This is a genomic window from Nocardioides pyridinolyticus (assembly GCF_054653575.1).
Window position 1 is genome coordinate 1 of record NZ_BAAIFY010000022.1, and the last position, 23,493, is coordinate 23,493.

22 protein-coding genes, 2 tRNA genes and 2 pseudogenes are annotated in these 23,493 nt (G+C 72.3%); 13 read left to right on the plus strand and 13 right to left on the minus strand.

Annotated elements, in window-relative coordinates; all coding sequences use genetic code 11:
- From ACYQ0U_RS17145 to ACYQ0U_RS17160, 4 genes and pseudogenes are all read right to left on the minus strand, one after another.
- A pseudogene (locus ACYQ0U_RS17145) lies at window positions 1–165 on the minus strand (transposase); the annotation flags it as partial.
- 35 nt (window positions 166–200) lie between these two features.
- Window positions 201–428 (minus strand): annotated as a pseudogene (locus ACYQ0U_RS17150) (sterol carrier protein domain-containing protein); the annotation flags it as partial.
- Window positions 429–440: 12 nt separating this feature from the next.
- Window positions 441–698: a hypothetical protein gene (locus ACYQ0U_RS17155; RefSeq protein WP_459975085.1), complete on the minus strand. Its 258-nt coding sequence runs from the start codon at window positions 696–698 to the stop codon at window positions 441–443.
- 133 nt (window positions 699–831) lie between these two features.
- Complete coding sequence (locus ACYQ0U_RS17160; RefSeq protein WP_459975087.1) at window positions 832–1,449, minus strand: GNAT family N-acetyltransferase; 618 nt, start codon at window positions 1,447–1,449, stop codon at window positions 832–834.
- 1,117 nt (window positions 1,450–2,566) lie between these two features.
- On the opposite strand from ACYQ0U_RS17160, the gene ACYQ0U_RS17165 reads away from it, so the two are divergent.
- On the plus strand, window positions 2,567–3,871 hold the full coding sequence (locus tag ACYQ0U_RS17165; RefSeq protein ID WP_459975089.1) for a glycoside hydrolase family 68 protein: 1,305 nt from the start codon (window positions 2,567–2,569) through the stop codon (window positions 3,869–3,871).
- A 137-nt stretch (window positions 3,872–4,008) separates the two neighbouring features.
- Here ACYQ0U_RS17165 and fahA read toward each other — a convergent pair whose 3' ends face one another.
- On the minus strand, window positions 4,009–5,187 hold the full coding sequence (gene fahA / locus ACYQ0U_RS17170; RefSeq protein WP_459975091.1) for a fumarylacetoacetase: 1,179 nt from the start codon (window positions 5,185–5,187) through the stop codon (window positions 4,009–4,011).
- Window positions 5,184–6,035, minus strand: coding sequence for a hypothetical protein (locus ACYQ0U_RS17175; RefSeq protein ID WP_459975093.1), 852 nt, complete (start codon window positions 6,033–6,035; stop codon window positions 5,184–5,186). The genes fahA and ACYQ0U_RS17175 overlap by 4 nt, the downstream gene beginning before the upstream one ends.
- A 69-nt stretch (window positions 6,036–6,104) precedes the next feature.
- On the opposite strand from ACYQ0U_RS17175, the gene ACYQ0U_RS17180 reads away from it, so the two are divergent.
- Entirely contained in the window at window positions 6,105–7,319 is a 1,215-nt protein-coding gene (locus ACYQ0U_RS17180; RefSeq protein ID WP_459975095.1) for a homogentisate 1,2-dioxygenase, read from the plus strand.
- Between the two features lie 3 nt (window positions 7,320–7,322).
- On the opposite strand, the gene ACYQ0U_RS17185 is transcribed toward ACYQ0U_RS17180, so the two are convergent.
- On the minus strand, window positions 7,323–7,850 hold the full coding sequence (locus ACYQ0U_RS17185; protein ID WP_459975097.1) for an RDD family protein: 528 nt from the start codon (window positions 7,848–7,850) through the stop codon (window positions 7,323–7,325).
- A gap of 146 nt (window positions 7,851–7,996) precedes the next feature.
- Here ACYQ0U_RS17185 and ACYQ0U_RS17190 point away from each other — a divergent pair, with 146 nt between their 5' ends.
- The 3 genes from ACYQ0U_RS17190 to ACYQ0U_RS17200 are packed head-to-tail and all read left to right on the plus strand — an operon-like array spanning window position 7,997 to window position 12,016.
- Window positions 7,997–10,375 carry an FdhF/YdeP family oxidoreductase gene (locus ACYQ0U_RS17190; protein WP_459975099.1) on the plus strand — a complete coding sequence of 793 codons (2,379 nt, stop codon included), beginning with the start codon at window positions 7,997–7,999 and terminating at the stop codon, window positions 10,373–10,375.
- A 19-nt stretch (window positions 10,376–10,394) separates the two neighbouring features.
- On the plus strand, window positions 10,395–11,447 hold the full coding sequence (locus ACYQ0U_RS17195; protein WP_459975101.1) for a pirin family protein: 1,053 nt from the start codon (window positions 10,395–10,397) through the stop codon (window positions 11,445–11,447).
- A complete protein-coding gene (locus ACYQ0U_RS17200; protein ID WP_459975103.1) occupies window positions 11,447–12,016 on the plus strand; it encodes a DNA-3-methyladenine glycosylase I in 570 nt (189 codons plus the stop codon). The genes ACYQ0U_RS17195 and ACYQ0U_RS17200 overlap by 1 nt, the downstream gene beginning before the upstream one ends.
- 6 nt (window positions 12,017–12,022) lie before the next feature.
- On the opposite strand, the gene eda is transcribed toward ACYQ0U_RS17200, so the two are convergent.
- From eda to zwf, 3 genes are read right to left on the minus strand one after another with little or no spacing between them, the layout of a single operon-like run.
- Entirely contained in the window at window positions 12,023–12,640 is a 618-nt protein-coding gene (gene eda / locus ACYQ0U_RS17205) for a bifunctional 4-hydroxy-2-oxoglutarate aldolase/2-dehydro-3-deoxy-phosphogluconate aldolase (protein WP_459975105.1), read from the minus strand.
- Window positions 12,624–14,504, minus strand: a complete 1,881-nt coding sequence (gene edd, locus ACYQ0U_RS17210; protein WP_459975107.1) for a phosphogluconate dehydratase — start codon at window positions 14,502–14,504, stop codon at window positions 12,624–12,626. Before edd ends, eda begins: the two co-directional genes overlap by 17 nt.
- Window positions 14,501–15,997: a glucose-6-phosphate dehydrogenase gene (zwf, locus tag ACYQ0U_RS17215; protein WP_459975109.1), complete on the minus strand. Its 1,497-nt coding sequence runs from the start codon at window positions 15,995–15,997 to the stop codon at window positions 14,501–14,503. Before zwf ends, edd begins: the two co-directional genes overlap by 4 nt.
- Before the next feature lie 87 nt (window positions 15,998–16,084).
- On the opposite strand from zwf, the gene ACYQ0U_RS17220 reads away from it, so the two are divergent.
- From ACYQ0U_RS17220 to rpmG, 5 genes are all read left to right on the plus strand, one after another.
- A complete protein-coding gene (locus ACYQ0U_RS17220; RefSeq protein WP_459975110.1) occupies window positions 16,085–17,278 on the plus strand; it encodes an ROK family protein in 1,194 nt (397 codons plus the stop codon).
- 60 nt (window positions 17,279–17,338) lie between these two features.
- Window positions 17,339–18,739, plus strand: a complete 1,401-nt coding sequence (locus ACYQ0U_RS17225; RefSeq protein ID WP_459975111.1) for an amidase — start codon at window positions 17,339–17,341, stop codon at window positions 18,737–18,739.
- Between the two features lie 86 nt (window positions 18,740–18,825).
- A tRNA-Thr gene (locus ACYQ0U_RS17230) sits at window positions 18,826–18,898 on the plus strand.
- A gap of 52 nt (window positions 18,899–18,950) precedes the next feature.
- Window positions 18,951–19,024 (plus strand) — tRNA-Met (locus ACYQ0U_RS17235).
- A gap of 43 nt (window positions 19,025–19,067) precedes the next feature.
- Window positions 19,068–19,238 (plus strand): 50S ribosomal protein L33, encoded by a 171-nt coding sequence (gene rpmG / locus ACYQ0U_RS17240; protein ID WP_343906984.1) that lies wholly within the window; start codon window positions 19,068–19,070, stop codon window positions 19,236–19,238.
- A 49-nt stretch (window positions 19,239–19,287) separates the two neighbouring features.
- On the opposite strand, the gene ACYQ0U_RS17245 is transcribed toward rpmG, so the two are convergent.
- Window positions 19,288–20,217 (minus strand): olfactomedin-like domain-containing protein, encoded by a 930-nt coding sequence (locus ACYQ0U_RS17245; protein WP_459975112.1) that lies wholly within the window; start codon window positions 20,215–20,217, stop codon window positions 19,288–19,290.
- 32 nt (window positions 20,218–20,249) lie between these two features.
- Between ACYQ0U_RS17245 and ACYQ0U_RS17250 the strand changes: the two genes are divergently transcribed.
- From ACYQ0U_RS17250 to ACYQ0U_RS17260, 3 genes are read left to right on the plus strand one after another with little or no spacing between them, the layout of a single operon-like run.
- Window positions 20,250–20,651: an FAS1-like dehydratase domain-containing protein gene (locus ACYQ0U_RS17250; protein ID WP_459975113.1), complete on the plus strand. Its 402-nt coding sequence runs from the start codon at window positions 20,250–20,252 to the stop codon at window positions 20,649–20,651.
- Window positions 20,648–21,025, plus strand: coding sequence for a MaoC/PaaZ C-terminal domain-containing protein (locus tag ACYQ0U_RS17255; RefSeq protein WP_459975114.1), 378 nt, complete (start codon window positions 20,648–20,650; stop codon window positions 21,023–21,025). The genes ACYQ0U_RS17250 and ACYQ0U_RS17255 overlap by 4 nt, the downstream gene beginning before the upstream one ends.
- On the plus strand, window positions 21,018–22,028 hold the full coding sequence (locus tag ACYQ0U_RS17260) for a UDP-N-acetylmuramate dehydrogenase (RefSeq protein ID WP_459975115.1): 1,011 nt from the start codon (window positions 21,018–21,020) through the stop codon (window positions 22,026–22,028). The genes ACYQ0U_RS17255 and ACYQ0U_RS17260 overlap by 8 nt, the downstream gene beginning before the upstream one ends.
- On the opposite strand, the gene ACYQ0U_RS17265 is transcribed toward ACYQ0U_RS17260, so the two are convergent.
- Complete coding sequence (locus tag ACYQ0U_RS17265) at window positions 22,025–22,468, minus strand: DUF4190 domain-containing protein (protein WP_459975116.1); 444 nt, start codon at window positions 22,466–22,468, stop codon at window positions 22,025–22,027. The genes ACYQ0U_RS17260 and ACYQ0U_RS17265 overlap by 4 nt on opposite strands.
- A complete protein-coding gene (locus ACYQ0U_RS17270; protein WP_459975117.1) occupies window positions 22,465–23,493 on the minus strand; it encodes an adenosine deaminase in 1,029 nt (342 codons plus the stop codon). Before ACYQ0U_RS17270 ends, ACYQ0U_RS17265 begins: the two co-directional genes overlap by 4 nt.

Consider the following 23,493-nt stretch of genomic DNA (forward strand, 5'->3'; position numbering starts at 1 on the left):
GGTCAGCTCGCTGAACCAGCGTTCGACCAGGTTGAGCCAGGAGCTCGAGGTCGGGGTGAAGTGGATCGTGAACCGGGGGTGTGCCGCTAGCCAGCGTTGGATTGCGGGGGTCTTGTGGGTGGAGGCGTTGTCCATCACCAGGTGCACCTCGAGGTGGTCGGGCACCCCGTCCGCTGTAGGTGAACTTTTGACTCAGGATACTAGAACATGATCGACGCCGCGGGCGCGACATCGGTGCGCATCGCCCGCCAGAGCTCGGCGGCCGCGCCCGGCCGCGCCTCGGCGATGCGGCCGGCGCGGGCGAGGGCGACCAGGTTGCCGCCGCCGAGGTACGCCGAGCCGAGGGCGTCCACCGGCAGCCGCAGGTCGGCGTCGGCCGCGGTGCCATCGGCCACCGCCGTACCGGTGGCGTCGGCGACGATCCGCCAGGTGCCCGCGTTTCAGGGGGCGTAGGCGTCGGCGACCTCGACGACCACGTCGCACGGCGCGCTCCACGCGCGAGCGGCGAGTGCCTCCGGCAGGTCGACGAGGCGGAGCCAGAGGCTGTCGTAGGTCTCGACCGCAGCCGCCGACCGCGGCCCGCCCACCCAGGCGAGGACCGGGTCGTCGGCACTGCCGGTGCGCAGCATGACGCTGCCGATCAGGTCGAAGTCGACGAGCCGGCGCAGCAGGGCGAGCCGCGTCGCCGGCTCGCCCACGACGACGAAGACGTCGAGCGCCGCTGGGGCGGGCGGCCTCCCACTTGGCAGTGCGCCGGAACATCGCGAAGCCGACGTCCTCACCATCGCGCTGGGCGAACAGGAGCCGCCACGGCTCCTTGTCGCGCAGCTGCTACGGGAAGGACTGGCACACGCGCTCGTAGTACGCGGGGGCGCCGACGATCGCACCGGTGTCGGCGTGCGTGCGGTGGACCACGTGCATGCGATGTGGAGTGTCGGGGTCGGAGGCGTCGGCCATCCGCGTCGTGATCGTGGCCGCGGCCTCGTCGAGGCCGGGCGCCGTCAGCGACGCCCCGCGACCGAGGGTGATCGGCAGCTCCAGCGACGCGAGACCGTAGCCGTACCGCCCGTAGATCGCGGGCTCGCTCGCGTGCAGCGCGGACACGTGCGTGCCCGGGGTGTCGTGGACCTGCTCGAGATGATGGCGCAGCATCGCGGACAGCACGCCGCGGCGGCGGTGGTCCGGGTGCACGCCCACCCATGTGAGCCCGGCGCACGGTACGAGGTCGCCACCGGGGACGGCCAGCTCGAGCGGGTAGGCGCCGTAGATGCCCGGGTACGTCGATGGGTCGCTCGGCCCGTCGGTCTCGGCCGCGAACCGCAGGTCGGCCGGCAGCCCGAGCAGATGCTCCTCGGCCGGGGCCGGCAGCACCTCCTGGAACCACACGACGGTGTCGGTGCGCACGAAGCGCTCGGCGTCGGTGGCCACGCCCACCTCGATGTCACTCACGACGCCAGCCAACAACGTGACCGTCGGGCCGGACAACCAGATTGTCGTGGGTGAGGAACTTGCCGCGCGCCAGCCGGGCCTGGCGGCAGACGCGGTGACCGGGGTGCAGCGCGCCGGCGAGCGGATCCGGGGCGTCGCCGTAACCGGAACGGGGCGTAGAGCTTGCCCGAGTCGGTCTGAGCGCGGGCCGCGGGGTCGCTGACTCCGCGCTCGAGGACATCGAGGCGGTGCGCCCACCCGGCCTCGGTCTGCGGGACCAGGAAGTCCATCGTGCGCGTGGTGATCGCGAGGTTCTCCTGGATGGCGGCCCGGCGCTCGACGTCGTACTCCTCGGCGATCGCGCTGCTGGCAGATCGAGCGCGACCCGACCGCCTCCCGGCATCGGTGCGCGTCGAGGACCACGGTTGGGATCTCCCACCGGGCCAGCAGCAGGGCGGTCGTCTGACCCACCGGCCCGTTCCCGACGACCACCACGGGCAGGCCCGTCGTACATGGCCTCAGGGTAGGGGCTCTGTGTGCTCGGTCGGTGAGGAAGGCTGGCACGCCGGAAGGCAGGCCCGACCCTCGACCGGCCAATGCGCCGTGGATCGGGCATCGACCTGGCTCGGCCCATGTCGGTGCCCGCGAGGGGGTTTCCGGTTCGTCCAGGTCGTGGACAAAGGCGCTTGAGTCCTTCGACTGGCGGTCGTCCTGCTGGAGCCGACCCATGGGCCGCCCGCGGCAGGGCGCGGCAACGAAGGTCCTGTGGCGACCGCCACCTACGCGTCGTGCACGTGCGCTCCATGGTGCAGCACCCTCGAGGCGAACTCGGTCGCCCCTTGCGCCGATGTGCGGACGGGCATCTAATGCAAAAGAAGCGCTTGTTCGGTTCTCGGGATCCTGTTGAGCAGACGGCGGTTTCTCGATACGCCCAGGGTGTCGTGGGCGTCGTGGGCGGTGGGTCCGCGTCTTCCACGCACCTGGTCTCTCCACGCCTTTGGTTGACTCCACGGAAGGGAGTCCGCTCATGAGTCGACCCCGCTTCAAACTGCTCCTCGTTCTCACGACAACGGTTGCGCTCGCCCTCCCGGCAGCGGCCACAGCCGCAATGCCGTCCTCCGATCCTGAGGGACCGCGCTTGCGGCCGTCCCACAGCGTCGCCAAGCACAAGCAGACGTACGGCGTCTCCATGCACAAGATCCGCAGGGCGGCGACCTATCCGCCCGGCGCGGACTTCACCGCGACCTGGCGGCGGTCGGACGCGCTCAAGGTGCATCCCGACCTCACGACAACGGCACCCCGAATCCCCGAGAGCTTCCCGATCATGACCGACCAGGTCTGGGTCTGGGACACCTGGCCACTGACCGGCCTCGACACCAAGCCATTGGCCTACAAGGGATGGTCCGTGATCTTCTCGCTGGTTGCGCCGCGCGACATCGGGTTCGGCGACCGACACTGGCAGGCACGCATCGGCTACTTCTACTCGCGGTCGGGTCAGTCCTGGACGTACGGCGGCCACCTCTTCCCCGAAGGCGCATCCCTCGGATCACGGGAGTGGGCGGGCACGGCGATCCTCACCGGCGCCCGGCAGGTCAACGCGTTCTACACCGCCTCCGGTCACGACAACGGCGGCATCAATCCCGACGACCCGCTGCAGCGGCTCGCCATGTCGAAGGGCAGGATCCACGCTGATGACGAGCGGGTCTGGTTCACCGGGTTCGACCGACACCGCATCATCGCTGAGCCCGACGGAGAGATGTACCAGACGCTCGAGCAGAGCGAAGGATCTCCCATCATCTACGCCTTCCGCGACCCCTTCGTGTTCCGCGATCCGGCCGACAGGAAGGTCTACGCACTCTTCGAGGGCAACACCGGCGGGCTCGGCGGAACCTACGAGTGCAAGCGCCGCGACCTCGGGACCCTGCCCCCGGGGCACGAGGTTCCTGAAGACTCCAACCTCTACACCGGCAACATCGGACTGATGCGCGCCACGAACAAGGCTCTGACGAAGTGGAAGCTGCTGCCGCCGGTGCTCTCGGCGAACTGTGTGAACCAGCAGACCGAACGTCCCCACCTGGTAGTCCGCAACGGCGTCTACTACCTGTTCACGATCAGCCATCAGTTCACCTACGCCCCAGGGCTGACCGGGCCGGACGGGGTCTACGGGTTCGTCGGACCTTCGTTGCGCAGCGCCTACAAGCCGCTCAACGGCAGTGCGCTGGTGCTCGGCAACCCCCCGGAGGCACCGGTCCAGAACTACAGCCACGAAGTGATGCCCAACCTGCTCGTCCAGAGTTTCATCGACACGATCCCGGGCGAGAACGGACCTGTGTTCGGCGGCACGCTGGCGCCGACGCTCGAGTTGGCCATCCACGGCGCGAACACCTATCTCCGGCGGGTGCTGCCGTACGCCTACATCCCGCCCATGAAGCGAGTGGGGTGAGTCGCAGACCCTGAAGGAGTGGGCCGGTTCTCGCGGCGACGAGGACCGGCCCAGTCGTCGCGTGCGTCGGGAGCCCGCGGCCGGATGAGACCGCGACGACGGCGCCATCGACCGTACCGGGGACCAGCGGAGCGCCGTCAGCCCCGCGTGGGCTCCACGGTGCCCACGACCTCGCCCAGCGCCAGGCGTCCGCCCGAGACCGACGGAGCGGTGTAGCGCAGCGTGACGGTGTCGCCGTCGGCGAGGAAGGCGGACTCGTCGCCCCAGCCGATCTCCAGCAGCGAGCCGCGCTGGTCGGGCGAGGGGCCGCTGATCGTGCCGGAGGCGTAGAGGTCGCCGGTGCGCAGCGAGGCGCCGTTGACGGTGAGGTGGGCGAGCATCTGGGCGGGCGACCAGTACATCGAGGAGTACGGCGGTCGGCTGATGACGTCGCCGTTCACGACGACCTCCACGGTGATGTCGAGGCCCTGCGTCGCGCCGGGTCCGAGGTAGGGGAGCGGCTCCGGGTCCTGCCCCGGCAGGTCGACCCAGGCCGCGTCGAGCGCCTCGAGCGGGGTGACCCAGTGGGAGATCGAGGTCGCGAACGACTTGCCGAGGAACGGGCCGAGCGGGACGTACTCCCAGGCCTGGATGTCGCGGGCCGACCAGTCGTTGAGGCCGACGACCCCGAAGACGTGGTCGGCGAAGGCCGTGTAGGGCACGGGCGACCCGAGCGTCGAGCCGGTGCCGACCACGAAGCCGAGCTCGGCCTCGACGTCCAGCCGCGTGGACGGTCCGAATCCGCCGCCGGGCTTCTGCCCGGTCGGCCGAACCACGGGAGTGCCGGACGCGACGACGGTGCCCGCGCGTCCGTGGTAGCCGACCGGGAGGTGCCGCCAGTTCGGCAGCAGCGCCTCGCCGTCGGGACGGAAGATCCTGCCGACGTTCGTGGCGTGGTCGATCGAGGCGTAGAAGTCGACGTAGTCGGCGACCTCGACGGGCAGGTGGAGCTCGACGTCGGCCAGCGGGACCAGGTTCGGCTCGACCAGGTCGCGCTCGGTCTCGTCGCTGAGCAGGCCGGTCACCCACTGGCGCACGGACGACCGGACCTGCCGCCCCTCGGCCATCAGCGCGTTGAGGGAGCGCTCCTCGAACACGTGGTGCACGTCGAGCATCTCCGCCGCGGCGACCGGCGCGAGGTCGACGACGAAGTCGCCGATCCGCACGCCCACCCGCGGCTCCTCGCCGGGACGCGAGAAGACGCCGTACGGCAGGTTGTCGACGTCGAAGGGGGAGGCGGCGGCTCCGGGGACCCAGCTCGGTGTCGGGGTGGTCACGGCTTCTCCAGCAGTCCGAGGGCGATCAGGTCGTCGAGCGGCTCGCTCACCGAGCAGGAGCCGAACGAGGTGAACCAGCGCCGTGCGCGGTCGAGCTCGACGGTGTCCAGCGCGTCGCCGGAGCGCTCCTCCAGCGTGGCCACGACCTCGTCCCGCGCGGCGCCGTCCCAGGCCAGCCGCGTCGCCACGAGCAGGTTGAGGAACCCGTGGTGCTCCAAGCCGTCGTCGCCGGTGTGCCGCACCGCGCGGTGCAGCCCGGCGGTGCACTTGAACGGCGTCTCCCGGTCCAGCGCCGCGTCGATCCAGCCGGCCAGCGTCGCCGAGGAGGGGTACGCCGCCGCATCGAGGCCGCCCGTCCGGAACTTCAGCCGGAACCCCCGTGCCGCCACCTCGTCCGCCGCTGCCAGCCAGGCCGCCCCCGGGACCGGCTCCGACCCGTGGGCCGGGAGCTCGACATAGACCGGGACGTGGTCGTCGAGCTGGCCCTCGTCCCGGGCGGCGTCGACCGCGGCCCCCACTCGGCGGGCGTTGCCGGCCAGGTCGTCGAGGTCGCGCAGCGCGATCTCGATCCCCTCGACGCCGATGTGCAGCTTGCGCGAGAACGAGGCGAGCCCGCCGATGTTGCCGGCGCCGCCGGTCACCACCACCGACAGGGCGAGCGGCGTGGCCTTGAGCTCGGGGAGGTCGGTGTCCCGCGCCACGAACGTGGCGACGAGGTCGCCGTACGGCTCCGACCGGCGGGCCTGGTGGTCAGCGGCGGCCTGCGCGAGCGGGGCGTCGCCCGGCGGGAAGACCGCGGCGTCGTCGACGAGGCCCCGGAGGCCGGCGGGAAGCGCTTCCGTTGACACGGTGGCTACTCTAACCATGATGCGCATAACGGACGAGCGCATCCGATAAGCGGACGGAGAGGCAGCGCGATGGCCCATTACCGACGCATCGGGGAGGTGCCCCCGAAGCGGCACACCCAGTTCCGGGACGGCGACGGCCACCTCTACCGCGAGGAGCTGATGGGCGAGGAGGGCTTCTCGTCCGACTCCTCGCTGCTCTACCACCGCGGCGTGCCGTCGGCGATCGTCGCGAGCGAGGTCTGGGAGCTGCCCGACCAGACCCGGACGCCCAACCACCCGCTCAAGCCGCGGCACCTGAGGCTGCACGACCTCCAGACCGGCACCGACGCCGTCACCGACCGCCGCCCGGTGCTCGGCAACAACGACGTCCGCATCGGCTACGTCGTCACGGGCACCGACCCCTCGCCGTACTACCGCAACGCGATCGGTGACGAGTGCGTGTACGTCGAGAGCGGCACCGGCGTGGTCGAGACCGTGTTCGGCGTGGTCGGCTACCGCACCGGCGACTACGTCGTCATCCCCCGCGCGACCACCCACCGCTGGGTGCCCGCCGAGCCGAGCCGGCTCTACGCGATCGAGGCCAACAGCCACGTCGCGCCGCCGAAGCGGTACCTCTCCCGCTACGGCCAGCTGCTCGAGCACGCGCCGTACTGCGAGCGCGACCTGTACGGCCCCGAGCAGCCGTTCACGGTCGAGGCCGGCGAACAGCGGCGTGACGTCGAGGTGCTGGTCAAGCACCGCACCAGCGCCGGCGTCGTCGGCACCCGGCTGACCTACGCGACGCACCCGTTCGACGTGGTCGGGTGGGACGGCTGCCTCTACCCGTACACGTTCAACATCGACGACTACATGCCGATCACCGGCAAGATCCACCAGCCGCCGCCGGTGCACCAGGTCTTCGAGGGCCACAACTTCGTGGTCTGCAACTTCCTGCCGCGCAAGGTCGACTACCACGAGCTCGCGATCCCGGTGCCGTACTACCACTCCAACGTCGACAGCGACGAGGTCATGTTCTACGTCGGCGGCGACTACGAGGCGCGCAAGGGCTCCGGCATCGGGATCGGCTCGATCTCGCTGCACCCGGGCGGCCACGCTCACGGGCCGCAGCCGGCGGCGATCGAGGCCTCGCTGGGCGTCGAGTACTTCGAGGAGTCGGCGGTCATGGTCGACACGTTCGCCCCGCTCGACCTGGGGGAGGGCGGGCTCGCGGTCGACGACCCGGCCTACGCCTGGACGTGGGCGGGGCGCGGCCCGGACGACCCGGCCGTGTTCAGCAACAGCTGACGGTCAGCCGATCTTGAGCACGCGGGTGCCGCCGGCGAACCGGTCGTGCCACCCCTGCCGGTTGACCGGGTCGCCGTTGATGCCGACGGCGATCATGATGACCGCGACGAGGCTCGCGACCCCGCCGACGAGGGAGCCGATGACGGGAACCACGCCGGCGATGCTGAAGGCGTTCCAGATGTTGCGGCGCAGGGCCTGCTCCTGGGTGGGCAGCGAGACACCGTCCGGCCCGACCACCTTGAGCTTGAGGACCTGCTTGCCGAGCGTCTGGCCGCGGCCGAACTCCAGGAGGGTGAAGTAGGCCAGGTAGGCCACCGCGGCGAGCACCGTGGTGATGAACCAGGACAGGTAGCCATCGGAGATCGTCCGGATCACGCCGCTGACCACGCCGACGCTGACGCCGAGGATCAGGCCGTCGATGAGGCGGGCGAGGAACCGGTCGAGGAGCCCGCCCGGTCGCGGTACGCCGGGCGGGGCCGACGGGGGCGGGTAGGGCTGGTCGGACGGCGGCGGGGGCACGTTGCTGGACATGGGTCCTCCTCGGAGCGGCGGGTGGTCGGCAACGTAGCCGCTGCGGCCCGGGTACGGACAGAGCCAGAACGGGCCATTGCGAGCCAGGCGCATCGGGGTCGGGTCCGCCGGGTACGGTGCGATGCGAGAACGGATCGGAGGACCACATGGGTCGACGCGCACGTGAGCACGAGATCGACGAGGCCGACGTCAAGGTCGGGGAACCCAAGCACTCCGCGGCCGGCATACCGGCCGTCGCGGTGGCGATGAAGCGGGCCGTGGACCACATGGGGGTACGCCGGTCGGCGCAGACGCTCCTGCGGCTCAACCAGGTCGACGGGTTCGACTGCCAGGGCTGCGCGTGGCCCGACCCCGACGCGGGGCACCGCCACACGGCCGAGTTCTGCGAGAACGGCGTCAAGGCCGTCGCCGACGAGGCGACGCGCGACCACCTCGACCGGGACTTCTTCGCGCGCCACAGCCTGGCCGACCTCGCCGAGCACACCGACTACTGGCTCAACCAGCAGGGGCGCATCACCGAGCCCTACGTCGTGCGCGAGGGCAGCACCCACTACGAGCCGATCTCGTGGGACGACGCGTTCGCGATGATGGCGCGGCACCTGAACGCGATCGCCCCGGACCAGGCGATCTTCTACACCTCGGGCAAGGTCTCCAACGAGGCGGCGTTCCTCTACCAGCTCTTCGTCCGTGCCTACGGCACGAACAACCTGCCCGACTGCTCGAACATGTGCCACGAGTCCACGTCGGTCGCCCTGGCCGAGACGATCGGCATCGGCAAGGGCTCGGTCACGCTCGACGACGTCCACCACGCCGAGCTCATCGTGATCATGGGCCAGAACCCGGGCACCAACCACCCCCGCATGCTCTCGGCGCTCGAGGAGGCCAAGCGCAACGGCGCGAAGATCATCGCGGTCAACCCGCTCAAGGAGACCGGGCTGGTCCGCTTCAAGAACCCGCAGAAGGCCCGCGGGGTGGTCGGTCCCGGCACGGACCTCGCCGACCTCTACCTCCAGGTGCGGACCAACGGCGACCTCGCGCTCCTCCAGGCCCTCGGGCACCTCCTGCTGGAGGCCGGCGCCGTCGACCGCGACTTCATCGAGCGGCACACCACCGGCTTCGAGGAGTACGCCGCCGCGCTCGGCGTCCTCGACTGGGACGCCGTCCTCCGGTCGACCGGGCTCGACCGGGCGGAGATCGAGCAGGCCGCGCGGATGCTCCAGGAGTCGGACAAGACCATCTACTGCTGGGCCATGGGCATCACCCAGCACCGCAACGCGGTGGCCACCGTGAAGGAGATCGCGAACCTCGCGTTCCTCCAGGGCAACATCGGCAAGCCGGGCGCCGGCCTGTGCCCGGTGCGCGGCCACTCCAACGTCCAGGGCGACCGGACGATGGGCATCTGGGAGCGCGCGCCGGAGCACTTCCTCGACGCGCTCCAGCAGGAGTTCGGCTTCGACCCGCCCCGGGAGCACGGTCTCGACAGCGTCGCGGCCATCAAGGCGCTGCGCGACGGCGACGCCAAGTTCTTCATGGGCCTCGGCGGCAACTTCGTGTCGGCGGCGCCCGACACGTCGGTCACCGAGGAGGCGCTCCGCTCCGCGGACCTGACGGTGCAGGTCTCGACCAAGCTCAACCGCTCCCACGTCGTGCACGGCAAGGAGGCCTTGATCCTGCCCGTGCTCGGCCGCAGCGAGAAGGACATGACCGGTGGCCGCCTCCAGCGGATCACCGTCGAGGACTCCATGTCCGCGGTGCACTCCTCCCACGGCCCGGTGACCCCCGCCTCGCCCCACCTGCGCTCCGAGGTCGACATCGTCTGCACGCTCGCCGAGGCGACGCTGCCGGGCGGGCGCGGCATCCCCTGGTCGGAGTTCCGTGCCGACTACTCCCAGATCCGGCGCCGGATCGCCCGGGTGGTGCCCGGGTGCGCGGCGTACGGCGAGAAGGTCGAGAAGCCGGGGGGCTTCACGCTGCCGCACCCGCCGCGGGACTCCCGGACCTTCCCCACGAAGGCGGACAAGGCGATCTTCACGGTCAGCCCCCTCGAGGTGCTCCAGGTGCCGCCGGGCCGGCTGGTGCTCCAGACGATCCGGTCGCACGACCAGTTCAACACCACCATCTACGGCCTCAGCGACCGCTACCGCGGCATCGAGGGCGGGCGTCGCGTGGTGTTCGTGCACCGCGACGACATCGCGGCCCTCGGGTTCGCCGAGGGCGACCTGGTCGACATCGTCAGCGAGTGGGAGGACGGCACCGAGCGACAGGTGCCCACCTTCCGGGTCGTGGCCTACGACCAGCCGCGGGGCTGTGCCGCCGCCTACTACCCCGAGACCAACCCGCTGGTGCCGCTGGAGCACACCGCCGAGGGCAGCAACCAGCCGGCGTACAAGTCGGTCATCGTCCGGCTGGAGCGCTCGGACGGGGGACGCACCGGCGTCGTCCACGCCAGCGACGCCAACAAGGTGACGCCCCCGGGGCGCGGCGACGAGACCAAGAGGTACGTCGAGCCGACCCAGCTGAGCTGACCCGCGCCACAATGGAAGGGTGAGCAACCTCGAGGACAGGCCCGACGAGCTCGAGTGCGTGACCGCCGCGGGCGGCGGCATCGAGATCATGACGCCCCGCGACGTGCCGCTGGGCGGTCCGCGGGCCATGCGCGTGCGGCGCACTCTCCCGCAGCGGGAGCGGCCGCTCATCGGCGCCTGGTGCTTCGTCGACCACTACGGGCCCGACCGGGTCGCCGACACCGGCGGCATGGTGGTGCCGCCGCACCCGCACACCGGGCTCCAGACCGTGAGCTGGCTGTTCGAGGGCGAGGTCGAGCACCGAGACAGCGCCGGCCACCACGCGATGGTGCGACCCGGCGAGGTGAACCTGATGACCGCCGGCCGCGGCATCAGCCACTCCGAGGTGTCGCCGGCGTCGACCGAGACGCTGCACGGCGCCCAGCTCTGGGTCGCCCTGCCCGACGCCGCCCGCCACGCGGACCCGACGTTCGAGCACCACGCGCCCGAGCCGGTCTCCGGCGAGGGCTGGGAGGCGCGCGTCTTCCTCGGCTCGCTGCTCGGCTCGAGCTCCCCGGTCGCGACCCACACGCCGCTGCTCGGCGCCGAGCTGCTGCTCGAGCCCGGCACCCGCCTCGACCTGGACGTCGACGCGACCTTCGAGCACGGTGTGCTCGTCGACACCGGCGTGGTCGCGGTGGACGGTGTCGAGGCCAAGCCGAGCGACCTGGCCTACGTCCCGCCCGGTCGTACGGCGGTCGCGCTGGTCGCCGGCGACCAGCCGGCCCGCGTCCTGGTGCTGGGCGGCCCGCCGTTCGGCGAGAGCATCGTGATGTGGTGGAACTTCGTCGGCCGGGACCACGACGAGATCGTCCGCTTCCGGGAGGAGTGGCAGGCGCAGGTCCTCGACCAGACCGGGCCGCCCGAGTCGCCCGACCAGGCGGGCGGCCTGCGCGAGGACGGTGCGGCCCAGCGCGTCGTCCCCGACGGCCAGCTGGTCCGCGACGGCCGGTTCGGCCGCGTCGTCGGCGACCACCTGCCCCCGATCCCCGCGCCGCCCCTGCCCAACGCGCGGCTGCGCGAGCGCCGCTGATGCCGGCGGTGATGCAGGCGGTGATCGGGGAGGACGGGGTCGCGCGCTGCCCGTGGGCCGGCGGCCCGGGCGTGATGCGCGACTACCACGACGAGGAGTGGGGCCGGCGGGTCAGCGGCGAGGCGGCGTACCTGGAGCGACTGACGCTGGAGGCGTTCCAGTCCGGCCTGTCCTGGTCGACGATCCTCAACAAGCGCCCCGCGTTCCGCGAGGTCTTCCACGGCTTCGACGCCGACGCGATCGCGGCGTTCGGTCCCGGCGACGTCGAGCGGCTGATGCAGGACCCGCGGATCGTGCGCAACCGGCTCAAGATCGAGGCCGCGGTCACCAACGCCCGGGCGAGCGTCGCGCTGCGCGAGGCGGAGGGGCTGGAGGCGTTCGTGCTCTCCTTCGCCCCGGAGGGCGACCACGACGAGCTCGCGACGACCTCCGCCGAGTCGATCGCGCTGTCCAAGGGCCTGAAGAAGCGCGGCTTCGCGTTCGTCGGGCCGACCACGATGTACGCGCTGATGCAGGCCATCGGGATCTTCGACCCGCACCTCGACGGCTGCTTCAGGCGAGGACGCTGAGCACCCTCAGCGCGCCAGGGCGGCGGCCTCCGCGGCGAGCGTGCTGATCCGGTCCCAGTCCCCGGCCGCGACGGCGTCGGCCGGCGTCAGCCAGGAACCGCCGACGCAGCCCACGTTCGGGAGGGCGAGGTACGCCGGGGCGCTCGCTGCGGTGATCCCCCCGGTCGGGCAGAAGCGGGCCGACGGGACCGGGCCGCCGACCGCCTTGAGGAACGCGACGCCCCCGGACGCCTCGGCCGGGAAGCACTTCAGCTCGGTGCAGCCCGCCTCGGTCGCGGCGAGCACCTCGGACACCGTGGCGACCCCGGGCAGGAACGGCAGGCCGGTGTCCCGCATGGCGTGCAGCAGCGCGCCCGTCGTGCCGGGGGAGACGAGGAACTGCGCGCCCGCGTCGGCCGCGAGCTTCGCGTGGCCCGGGCGGGTGATGGTGCCGGCGCCGACGAGGATCTCGGGCACCTCGGCGGCGATGGCCCGGATCGCGTCGAGCGCGGCCTCGGTGCGCAGGGTCAGCTCGATGGCGGGCAGCCCGCCGGCGACGAGCGCGCGGGCGATGCCGACGCCCTCGGCCGCGGAGTGGGCGACGACGACCGGCATCACCGGCACGGTCTCAAGCAGGCTGGACAACGCGGACCTCCTGGGGCGGGGCGGTGACGCCGGGGAAGACGCTGGCGCCGGTGTCGGCCGAGCCGACGGTGGAACGGAAGGCCGCGAACAGCTCGCGCCCGGTGCCCGCCCACTCCGCGCCCTGCGGCGCGCGTCCGGTGACCGGGCGTCGCTGGAGGTCGTCGTGGTCGACGTGCAGGTCGAGCAGCCGGCCGTCGGCGTCGACGGTGATCAGGTCGCCGTCACGCACCCGCGCCAGCGGACCGCCGAGCGCGGCCTCGGGCGTCACGTGGATCGCCGCCGGGACCTTGCCCGACGCGCCGGACATCCGGCCGTCGGTGACGATCGCGACCTTCTGCCCGCGGTCCTGGAGCACGCCCAGCGCGGGGGTGAGCTTGTGGAGCTCCGGCATGCCGTTGGCGGCGGGGCCCTGGTAGCGGACCACCGCGACGAAGTCGCGCCCGTCGAGCTCGCCCGCGCCGAACGCCGCCAGGAAGTCGTGCTGGTCGTCGAAGACCACCGCGGGGGCGGTGACCAGCCGGTGCTGCGGCTTCACCGCTGAGGTCTTGATGACCGCACGGCCGAGCGGGCCGCGCAGCATCCGCACGCCGCCGTCGGCGTCGAAGGGCTCCGCGACCGGGCGGAGCACGGACGTGTCGAGCGACCGCTCCGGGCCCTCCTCCCACGTCAGGTCCCCGTCCACGGCGGAGCCGCGCAGCACGGGCTCGCGCGTGTAGTGCGCCAGTCCGGGGCCGGCCACGGTCCGCACGTCCTCGTGCAGCAGGCCCGCGCCCAGCAGCGTGCGCACGAGGAACGCGACCCCTCCGGCGGCGTGGAAGTGGTTCACGTCCGCCTCGCCGTTCGGGTACATCCGGGTGAGCAGTGGGACGGCGGCCGAGAGGTCGTCGAGGTCCTCCCAGGTCAGCGAGATGCCCGCGGCGCGGGCGATCGCGACCAGGTGGATGGTGTGGTTGGTCGAGCCGCCGCTCGCCAGCAGCGCGACGCAGGCGTTGACGATCGCCTTCTCGTCGACGATCTCGCCGATCGGCGTGGGCTCCCCACCCTGGCGGGTCAGCTCGGTGACGCGGCGCCCGGCGGCCCGGGTGAGCGCGTCGCGCAGGGGAGTGCCCGGGTTCACGAACGACGAGCCCGGCAGGTGCAGGCCGAGCACCTCCATCAGCATCTGGTTGGAGTTCGCGGTGCCGTAGAACGTGCACGTGCCGGCGGAGTGGTACGACGCCGCCTCGGCCTCGAGCAGCTCGTCGCGGCCGACCTTGCCCTCGGCGTACAGCTGGCGGACCTTGGCCTTCTCGGCGTTCGCCAGGCCCGAGGCCATCGGCCCGGCCGGCACGAACATCGTCGGCAGGTGGCCGAAGGACAGCGCGCCGATCAGCAGGCCCGGCACGATCTTGTCGCAGACGCCGAGCATGAGCGCGCCGTCGAACATGTCGTGCGACAGGGCGATGGCCGTCGACATCGCGATCACGTCGCGGCTGTAGAGCGAGAGCTGCATCCCGTCGCGGCCCTGGGTGATGCCGTCGCACATGGCGGGGACGCCGCCGGCGAACTGCGCGATGCCGCCGGCCCGCACGATCGCCTGCTTCAGCGTCTCCGGGTAGTCGCGGAACGGCTGGTGCGCCGAGAGCATGTCGTTGTAGGACGACACGATCGCGACGTTGGGCAACGCGTGGCCGCGGAGAGCGAGCTTGCCCTCGGGCTCCGCGGCCGCGAAGCCGTGCGCGAGGTTGGCGCACGCGAGCCGGCCGCGCGCCGGTCCGGCGTCCGCGGCGGCCCGGGTCCGGGCGAGGTACTCGGCCCGGCCGGGCGCGCTGCGCTCGACGATGCGGACCGTCACCTCGGCGACGGTGGGGTGGAGGGTGCTCATTGGTCGGGCTCCTGCCAGGTTCGGCCGTCGCGCTCGAGGAGCGTGGCGGCGGCGGTCGGTCCGTCGGTGCCGGCGGCGTACCGCTTGGGCCGGTCGGGCGAGCTCGCCCAGCGCTGCAGGATCGGCTCGGTCCACGTCCACGCGGCCTCGACCTCGTCGCGGCGCATGAACAGGGTCGGGTTGCCCTTGATGACGTCCATGAGCAGCCGCTCGTAGGCGTCGGGCAGCCGCACGTCGAAGGCGTTGGCGTAGCTGAGGTCGAGCGACACCGGGCGCAGCCGGTAGCCGCCCGGGCCGGGCTCCTTGGCGGTCAGGTGGAGCCGCATGCCCTCGTCGGGCTGGACCAGGATGTGCAGGCGGTTCGGCTGGGTCACACCCTCGGCGTTCGGGAACATCGAGTGCGGTGGCTCCTTGAACACCACCACGATCTCGGACGCGCGGCGGTCCATCCGCTTGCCGGTGCGCAGGTAGAACGGGACGCCGGCCCAGCGCCAGTTCTGCACCTCGGTCTTGAGCGCGACGAAGGTCTCGGTGCGCGAGCCGGCGTGACCGAGGTCGTCGGAGTAGGACGGGACCGGGACGCCCTCGACCAGCCCCGCGCCGTAGCGGCCCCGGACGGTGTCGGCGTCGACGGCGGCCGGCGTCATCGGCTTGAGGGCCTGGAGGACCTTGAGCTTCTCGTCGCGGACGGTCTCGCGGCCGACGTAGGTCGGCGGCTCCATCGCGACCAGGCAGAGCAGCTGGAGCAGGTGGTTCTGCACCATGTCGCGCAGCGCGCCGGCGGCGTCGTAGTAGGCGCCGCGGCCGCCGACGCCGACGGTCTCGGACACCGTGATCTGCACGTGGTCGACCCACCGGGAGTTCCACAGCGGCTCGAGGAAGGCGTTGGCGAAGCGGGTGACGAGGAGGTTCTGGACGCTCTCCTTGCCGAGGTAGTGGTCGATGCGGAAGATCTGCGACTCCTCGAAGACCCGTCCGACGGACTCGTTGACCTCGCGGGCCGAGGCGAGGTCGTGGCCGATCGGCTTCTCCAGCACCACGCGGGCGCGCTCGTCGACGACGCCGATCTCGTCGAGTCGCTGGCAGATCGAGCCGAAGAGCAACGGTGCGACCGCGAGGTAGAAGACGCGGACCGTCTGCTCGGGGTGCGGGCGGTCCTTGAGCAGCGCATGGAAGCGGTGCCAGTCGTCGGGGTCCTCGGCGTCGAGCCTGAGGTGGTGCAGTCGGGCGAGGAACCGGTCGACCGCGCCGTCGTAGAGGTCGCTCGGCTCGACGTACGTCGTGAGTGCCTCGCGGACCACGCCGCGCCAGCCGTCGTCGTCGAGCTCGGACGTCGAGACCCCGAGTACCCGGTAGTCGGCGGCCAGCTGGCCCTCGACGTCGCGGTGGTAGAGCGCAGGAAGCAGCTTGCGGAGCGCGAGGTCGCCGGTCCCGCCGAACACCGTGAAGTCGCACGTGTCCGGGAGCACGTGAGGGGCCGGATGGTGGTCCATGGCGTCCACCGTAGGAAGGTCTTTGGCATGATGCAAGCGCAACTAAGGTTTTTAGACGATCTAAGTAGGGAGGTTTATGCTCGCCCCGTGACCCAGCTGGCCGAACTCCGCGAGAGTGCCGCTCCGGCGACCGCGGGCGAGCTGCTCGAGCTCGTCCGCACCGGCCGTGCCGTGACGCGCTCACAGCTGCGCGCCCTCACCGGTCTCTCCCGCACCGCGGTGACGGCGCGGGTCAGCTCGCTCACCGCGGGCGGGCTGCTGCTCATCGGCGAGGAGCTCGCCTCCACCGGCGGCCGGCCGCCGGGCGCCCTGGTCTTCAACAAGGACGCCGGCGTCGTGCTCGCGGTCGCGATCGGTCGCTCCCGCAGCCAGCTCGCGGTCCTCGACCTCGACGGCCAGGAGCGGTCCTCGGACTCCCGCGACCACGAGGTCGGCGCCGGCCCCGACGAGCTGCTGCCCTCGATCGCCGACCGGCTCAAGGGCATGCTCGACGGCGTCGAGCCGCCGGTGCTGGGCATCGGCCTCAGCCTGCCGGGCACGCTCGACCCGGTCCGCGGCCTCTCCATCGGCTCGCCGGTGATGTCCGGCTGGGACGGCGTCGAGCTGGCGCCCTACTTCGCCGAGGTCGCCGAGGCCCCGCTCTTCGTCGCGAACGACGCCGACGTGCTCGCGCGCTCCGAGCTGCTCGCCGGGTCCGGCCAGCTCGAGCACGCCCTCGTGGTCAAGGCGTCCACCGGCCTCGGACTCGGCATCGTGGCCGACGGCCGGGTGCTCAGCGGCCACCTCGGCGCGGCCGGCGAGATCGGCCACACCACCGTCGACGCGGCGGGCGACCTGCCCTGCCGATGCGGTGCCACCGGCTGCCTCGAGACCATCGCCGCCGGCTGGGCGCTCGTCGCGCGGATGGCGCAGGAGGGGCAGCCGGTCGACCACGTGCGCGACCTGGTGGCGCTCGCGCTCCAGGGCGACTCCTTCGCCCGCGGCCTGCTGCGCGACAGCGGCCGCGAGCTCGGGGAGGTGCTCGCCGTCGCGATCAACCTGCTCAACCCCGTGGCGGTCGTCATCGGCGGCGACATGGCGGCGGCGTTCGACTTCTACGTCGCCGGCGTGCGCGAGAGCGTCTACCGCCGATCCGCCCCGCTCGCGACCCGCGACCTCCAGTTCGTGCCGGCCACCCACGGCGACCGCGCCGGTGTCGTCGGCTGCGGCGCGCTCGCGCTCGACCACGTCCTCGCGCCGGTGGCCGTGGACGCGAGGTTGGCTGCCCTCTCCCAGGGGTGACCCGCAGCCGCGATCACGATGTGCGTGCTGGTGGCGGCCTTCCGGTCTAGTGTCCCTGCCGTGAGCCGCGTGCACGCCTTCGGTCCGGACGCCCTCGGGGACCTCGACGCGGTCGGGCTGGTCACCGCGATCCAGGAGGGGCAGGTCTCGATCCCCGAGGTGACCGAGGCCGCGATCGCCCGCACCGAGAAGGTCGCGCCCGAGCTCAACGCGGTCGCCCACGTCGCCTACGACCGGGCGCGGGCGGAGGCCCGGGACCCGCGCGGCGGCTTCTTCGCCGGCGTACCGACCTTCGTCAAGGACAACTGCGACGTCGCGGGCATGCCGACCCAGCAGGGCTGCGACGCCTATCGGGCGCGGGTCGCGCCGGTCGACGGCGACTTCGCCCGGATGTTCCTCGCCACCGGGCTGGTGCCGCTCGGCAAGACCCGGCTCTCGGAGTTCGGCTTCAGCCCGTCGGCCGAGCACCCCCGGTTGGGCGCGGTCCGGTCGCCCTGGGACACCACGCACACGGCCGGCGCCTCGTCGGCCGGCTCCGCGGCGCTGGTCGCCGCAGGCGCGGTGCCGATCGCGCACGCGAACGACGGAGGCGGCTCGATCCGCATCCCCGCCGCGATCAACGGGCTCGTCGGGCTCAAGCCGACGCGCGATCGGCTCGCCCAGGACAGGTTCGCGCGGCAGCTGCCGGTCCGCATCGTCTCCGACGGGGTGGTGACCCGCTCCGTGCGCGACACGGCGGCCTTCATGCGCGAGGCGGAGTACGTCTACCGCCAGCTCAGGCTCCCGCCGATCGGCGACGTCACCCGGCCCGGCCGGGCTCGCCTGCGGATCGCCGTGCACACCTCCGGGATCGGCCGGGACGCCGCGCCCGAGGTCGTCGAGCTGACGCTGAAGACGGCCCGGCTGCTCGAGGAACTCGGCCACCGCGTCGACCAGATCGACCACCCGGCGCCGGCGACCGTGCCCGACGACTTCCTCCTCTACTGGTCGATGCTCGCGATGGTGATCGTGCGTACCGGCCGCCGCCAGCTCGGTGCCGACTTCGACCGGGCCCGCCTCGACAACCTCACGCTCGGGCTCGACCGGCACTGCCGCAGCCGCCTGCGCCGCCTCCCGGGCGCGATCGCCCGGCTGCGCCGGCTGCCGCGGGTCTCCGCGGAGTTCCACCGGCGGTACGACGTGTCGCTGACGCCCACGCTGGCGCTCCCCACCCCGCAGGTCGGTCACCTCGACCCGACCGCCGACTACGACACCGTGATGGGGCGGATCCAGGACTGGGTCGCGTTCACCCCGTGGCAGAACGCCACCGGGGACCCGGCGATCTCGCTGCCCCTCGCGACGACGTCCGAGGGGCTGCCGCAGGGCATGATGCTGGCGGCCGGAGCGGGCCGGGAGTCGACCCTCCTGGAGCTCGCGTTCGAGCTCGAGGAAGCGGCTCCGTGGGCCCGGATCACCGACTGACTTCCGGGCCGTTCCGAGGGCCGTTTTCGGGGTCCCGGTCCCCGATTTTTCGATCCCGGAGAGCGTGTGTATTGTTCTCCGTCGTTGCCCCTTTAGCTCAGTCGGCAGAGCGTCTCCATGGTAAGGAGAAGGTCTACGGTTCGATTCCGTAAAGGGGCTCTGGGCAGGACGTTGGACCCACCATTAGTCTGGTGGGTGCAGCCGTGCCCGTGGCGGGGTAGCTCAGGTGGTTAGAGCACACGGCTCATAATCGTGGTGTCGCGGGTTCGAGTCCCGCCCCCGCTACTCACCACCAGCGACACCCTGTACCGACAAACAAGGACTTCCCGTGGCCAGCAAGAGCTCTGACGTTCGCCCCAAGATCACGCTCGCCTGCGTCGAGTGCAAGGAGCGGAACTACATCACCAAGAAGAACCGGCGCAACGACCCCGACCGGTTGGAGATGAAGAAGTTCTGCCCGCGCGACCGCAAGCACACGCTGCACCGCGAGACCCGCTGATCGCGTCTTCCGAGACGGCCCGCCAGTTGCTGGCGGGCCGCTTCGCATTTCAGACCCGGCACTGCGGCCGGTCCCAGGCGCGTACGCCGCGCACCTCGATCTTCAGCAGCTGCGGCACCACCGGACGACCGCCCTGCTCCTGGTAGTGGGGCGTCCCGGACTCGCTGACCACCCACAGGGTGTCGCCGTCGAGGTCCATCCCCTCCGCGCCCGGCACGAAGCCGCGCCGCCCGAACGGGCCCACGAGCACGCCGCACCGGGTCACCGACTTCGCGAACCAGGGCTGCCGGTCGAACGCCGCGCCCTGGGTCGCCCGCGGCGCGACCGAGTGCCGGTCGGCCAGGTCCTCGCTCAGGTCGAGCGTCCCGGACCCCACCAGCTCGTCGACGTCGAACCAGTCGACCTGCGCCTTGCGCCACGGGTGCCAGCGCCCGATGCCCAGCCGCCCCTCGTCGTCGTGCACGGCGAAGGACCCGCGCAGCGGCGGGAGGAGCGCCCACGCCCGTTCGACGTCGAGCGTGTCGGGGTCGAGCAGCCACAGGCGCTCGGTCTCCACGAGCCACAGCCCGTGCTCGTCGGCGACGAGACCGCCGCCGTGCCGGCAGGAGACCGACGGACGCTGGCCCACCTGGCCGGTCACGGGCGCGAGCCGCGCCTCCTGATCACCGGTCCGCACGTCGTACCGCTCGACGGCGCAGTAGCGCCTGCTCACCCGTGCCGACGCCGCCAGCCCGCTCACCCACGCGGTGCGGCCCTCCACGACCAGGCCCTGGGGGACGAACCCGTTGCCGGTGCGGAGCCACACGCCCGCGCACACGTGCTCGTCGTTGGGCCAACGGTCCAGGGCCAACTTCTCGAGCCAGCGCGGCGGCGTGCCCCGGACGTCGCGGTAGTCGAGCGGCCCGCACGACGTCGACGCCGCGCGGTCCTCCGGCGGCGGTTGCGGACCGGCCGCGGTGCACCCGGCGACCAGCAGCACGAGGGCCAGGAGCAGCAGGCTAGGTTGACGGCATGCCTGTCGACCAGTCGCTCGTCGGCCGGGTCTTCCCACCCACCCGACCCTATGTCGTGACCGCCGAGAGCATCGGCGACTTCGTCGCCTCCACCGGCGGCGAGTACGCCGGCGGGCCGGCCCCGGCGACGTACCCCATCGTGCTCGCGTTCGACGCGATGAACGCCTTCCTCGAGTCCGAGTCGATCGACCTGTACCGGATCGTGCACGGGCAGCAGGAGTTCGCCTACGAGCGGCCGGTCGTGCCCGGCGACGAGCTCACCGCGACGCTCACCGTCGCGAGCCTGCGGCAGATCGCCGGCAACGACATCATCGGCACCACCAGCGAGATCACCGACGCCTCCGGCGCCCTGGTCTGCTCGACCTCCGCGACCCTCGTGCACCGGGGCGGTGAGGCATGAGCCTGGCGACCCAGACCTACACCGTGACCCGGGCCGACCTGGTCCGGTACGCCGCCGCGAGCGGCGACCAGAACCCGATCCACCAGGACGAGGACGTCGCCCGCAGCGTCGGCCTGCCCGGGGTGATCGCGCACGGCATGTACACGATGGCGCTGGCCGCCCGCGCGGTCGAGGCGTGGTTCCCCGGGGCCGAGGTGGTCAGCTTCGGCTGCAAGTTCACGAACCCGGTCGTCGTCCCGGGGGAGGGCGGCGTCGGCGTCGAGGTCGCCGGTGAGGTGAAGTCGGCCGAAGGCGGCCTGACGACCGTCGCGCTCACCGTCACCTGCGGGGGCCAGAAGGTGCTCGGCATGCCGAAGGCAGTCGTGCGTGCCTGAGCTGAGGGACCACACCACGCTCCGGCTCGGTGGCCCGGCCGACGAGTGGGTCACGGTGGCCACCGAGGCCGACCTCGCGAGTGCCCTCGACACCGATCTCCCGGTGCTGGTCCTGGGCGGCGGCAGCAACCTCGTGGTCGCCGACGAGGGCTTCCGCGGCCGGGTCGTCGAGATCGCCACCCGCGGCGTCGCCCCGGACGTCGAGGACGGCGTCTCCTGCGGCGGTGTGATGGTCACCGTGGCGGCGGGCGAGCCGTGGGACGACTTCGTCGCGCGCGCCGTCGAGCGCGAGTGGGTGGGCGTCGAGGCGCTCTCCGGCATCCCCGGCTCCGTCGGCGCGACGCCGATCCAGAACGTCGGCGCCTACGGCCAGGAGGTCAGCCAGACCATCGCCTCGGTGCGGGTCTGGGACCGCACGCTGCGCGGCGTCCGGACGTTCGCCAACGCCGACTGCGGCTTCGGCTACCGCACCTCGCGCTTCAAGGCCGACCCCGGCCGACACGTCGTGCTGTCGGTGACCTTCCAGCTCCGCCAGGGCTCGCTGGGGGGACCGGTCGCCTACGCCGAGCTGGCCCGGACGCTCGGCGTCGAGCCGGGGGAGCGGGCCCCGCTCGCCGACGTACGCCGGGCGGTGCTGGCGCTGCGCGGCGGCAAGGGCATGGTGCTCGACGCCGGGGACCACGACACGTGGAGCGCCGGCTCGTTCTTCACCAACCCGGTGGTCGCCGCCGACGCGGTGCCCGAGGGTGCCCCGGCCTGGCCTCAGCCGGACGGCACCGTGAAGACCAGCGCCGCCTGGCTGATCGAGCACGCCGGCTTCGCCAAGGGCCACGGCACCGACCGGGTGGCGCTCTCCTCCAAGCACACGCTCGCCATCACCAACCGCGGCGGCGCGAGCACCGCCGAGCTGCTCGCGCTCGCACGCGAGGTGCGCGACGGCGTCGAGGCGCGCTTCGGCATCCGGCTCGTCAACGAGCCGGTGCTGGTCGGCTGCGAGCTCTAGTAGCTGTACGTCGGGTCGTTGGCGACGTTCACCATCGCGAGGCCGATGATCGCGGCGAGGACCAGGACCCCGAGAATGAGCAGGATGGTGCCGATGATGCCCATGATCCTGCCGGCCGAGGCGGTGCCCTCCCCGGCGTAGGCCTCGGGGTTGGCGCGGATCTCGCGGACCGCCTTGGCTCCGATCATCCACGCGAACGGCGACAGGACCAGCGTGATGCCGCCACACGTCACGAGGCCGGCCAGGCCGATGATGCCCAGCACCAGCGCGGTCGTGGCCGAGGGGTGGTTCTGCTTCGGAGCCTGGTAGCCGTAGGGCTGCTGCGGGTAGCCGTACGGCGGCTGCTGCGCGGGCTGCTGGTAGCCCGGCTGTTGCTGGGGGTAGTACGGGTTCTGCGGGGGCTGCTGCTCGCCGTAGGGGTTCTCGGGGCCCGTCGTCATGGGGCCATCCTGTCATCGCTCGCGAGCCAGCCGTCGATGTCGCCGAGGATGGCGGCCTTCGCGTCCTCCGGCGCCCGGGAGGCGCGGACCGACATCCGGGCCAGCTCCGCCAGCTGCTCGTCGGAGAGCTCGTGGGCGGCGCGCATCGTGGCGTACTGGCCGGCCAGCCGCGACCCGAAGAGCAGCGGGTCGTCGGCGCCGAGTGCGACGGTGGCCCCGGCGGCCAGCAGTGTCGGCAGCGGCACCGACGTCAGGTCGGAGTAGACGCCGAGCGCCACGTTGGAGGTCGGGCACACCTCGAGGACCACGCCCGCCTCGGCGATCCGGTCGAGGAGCGCCGGGTCCTCGGCCGCGCGGACGCCGTGGCCGAGGCGCTGCGCGTGCAGCTCGTCGAGGCAGACCCGGATGTGCTCGGGCCCCCGGAGCTCGCCGCCGTGCGGCGCCAGCAGCAGGCCCGCCCGCTCGGCGATCCGGAACGCCGGCGCGAACTCGCCGGTGCGCCCGCGCCGCTCGTCGTTGGAGAGCCCGAAGCCCACGACGCCGCGGCCGGCGTACTGTCCGGCCAGGCGGGCCAGCGTGCGGGCGTCCATCGGGTGCCGGGTGCGGTTGGCGGCGATCACGACCGCCATGCCCAACCCGGTCTCCCGGGAGGCCTCCCGGACCGCGTCGAGCACCAGGTCGGTGAACGCGGTGATGCCGCCGAAGCGCGCGCCGTAGCCGCTCGGGTCGACCTGGATCTCCAGCCAGCGGCCGCCGTCGCGGAGGTCGTCCTCCGCGGCCTCGCGGACCAGCCGCCGCACGTCGCCCTCGGTGCGCAGCACCGACCGCGCGACGTCGTAGAGCCGCTGGAACCGGAACCAGCCCTTCTCGTCGGCCGCCGACAGCTTCGGCGGCCAGTCCAGGGCGAGCTGGTCGGGCAGCGCGATCCCGTCGCGGGCCGCGAGCTCGAGCAGCGTCGAGTGCCGCATCGACCCCGTGAAGTGCAGGTGCAGATGCGCCTTGGGGAGGGCGTGGAGATCCCTCAA

Excerpts from the sequence above, each read along its gene's own strand:
- ACYQ0U_RS17255 (WP_459975114.1), top strand. The coding sequence starts at position 20,648 with ATGAGCCTGGCGACCCAGACCTACACCGTGACCCGGGCCGACCTGGTC.
- ACYQ0U_RS17190 (WP_459975099.1), top strand. The coding sequence starts at position 7,997 with ATGGGTCGACGCGCACGTGAGCACGAGATCGACGAGGCCGACGTCAAG.
- ACYQ0U_RS17180 (WP_459975095.1), top strand. The coding sequence starts at position 6,105 with ATGGCCCATTACCGACGCATCGGGGAGGTGCCCCCGAAGCGGCACACC.
- ACYQ0U_RS17265 (WP_459975116.1), bottom strand. The coding sequence starts at position 22,468 with ATGACGACGGGCCCCGAGAACCCCTACGGCGAGCAGCAGCCCCCGCAG.
- edd (WP_459975107.1), bottom strand. The coding sequence starts at position 14,504 with ATGAGCACCCTCCACCCCACCGTCGCCGAGGTGACGGTCCGCATCGTC.
- ACYQ0U_RS17200 (WP_459975103.1), top strand. The coding sequence starts at position 11,447 with ATGCCGGCGGTGATGCAGGCGGTGATCGGGGAGGACGGGGTCGCGCGC.
- zwf (WP_459975109.1), bottom strand. The coding sequence starts at position 15,997 with ATGGACCACCATCCGGCCCCTCACGTGCTCCCGGACACGTGCGACTTC.
- ACYQ0U_RS17250 (WP_459975113.1), top strand. The coding sequence starts at position 20,250 with ATGCCTGTCGACCAGTCGCTCGTCGGCCGGGTCTTCCCACCCACCCGA.
- ACYQ0U_RS17185 (WP_459975097.1), bottom strand. The coding sequence starts at position 7,850 with ATGTCCAGCAACGTGCCCCCGCCGCCGTCCGACCAGCCCTACCCGCCC.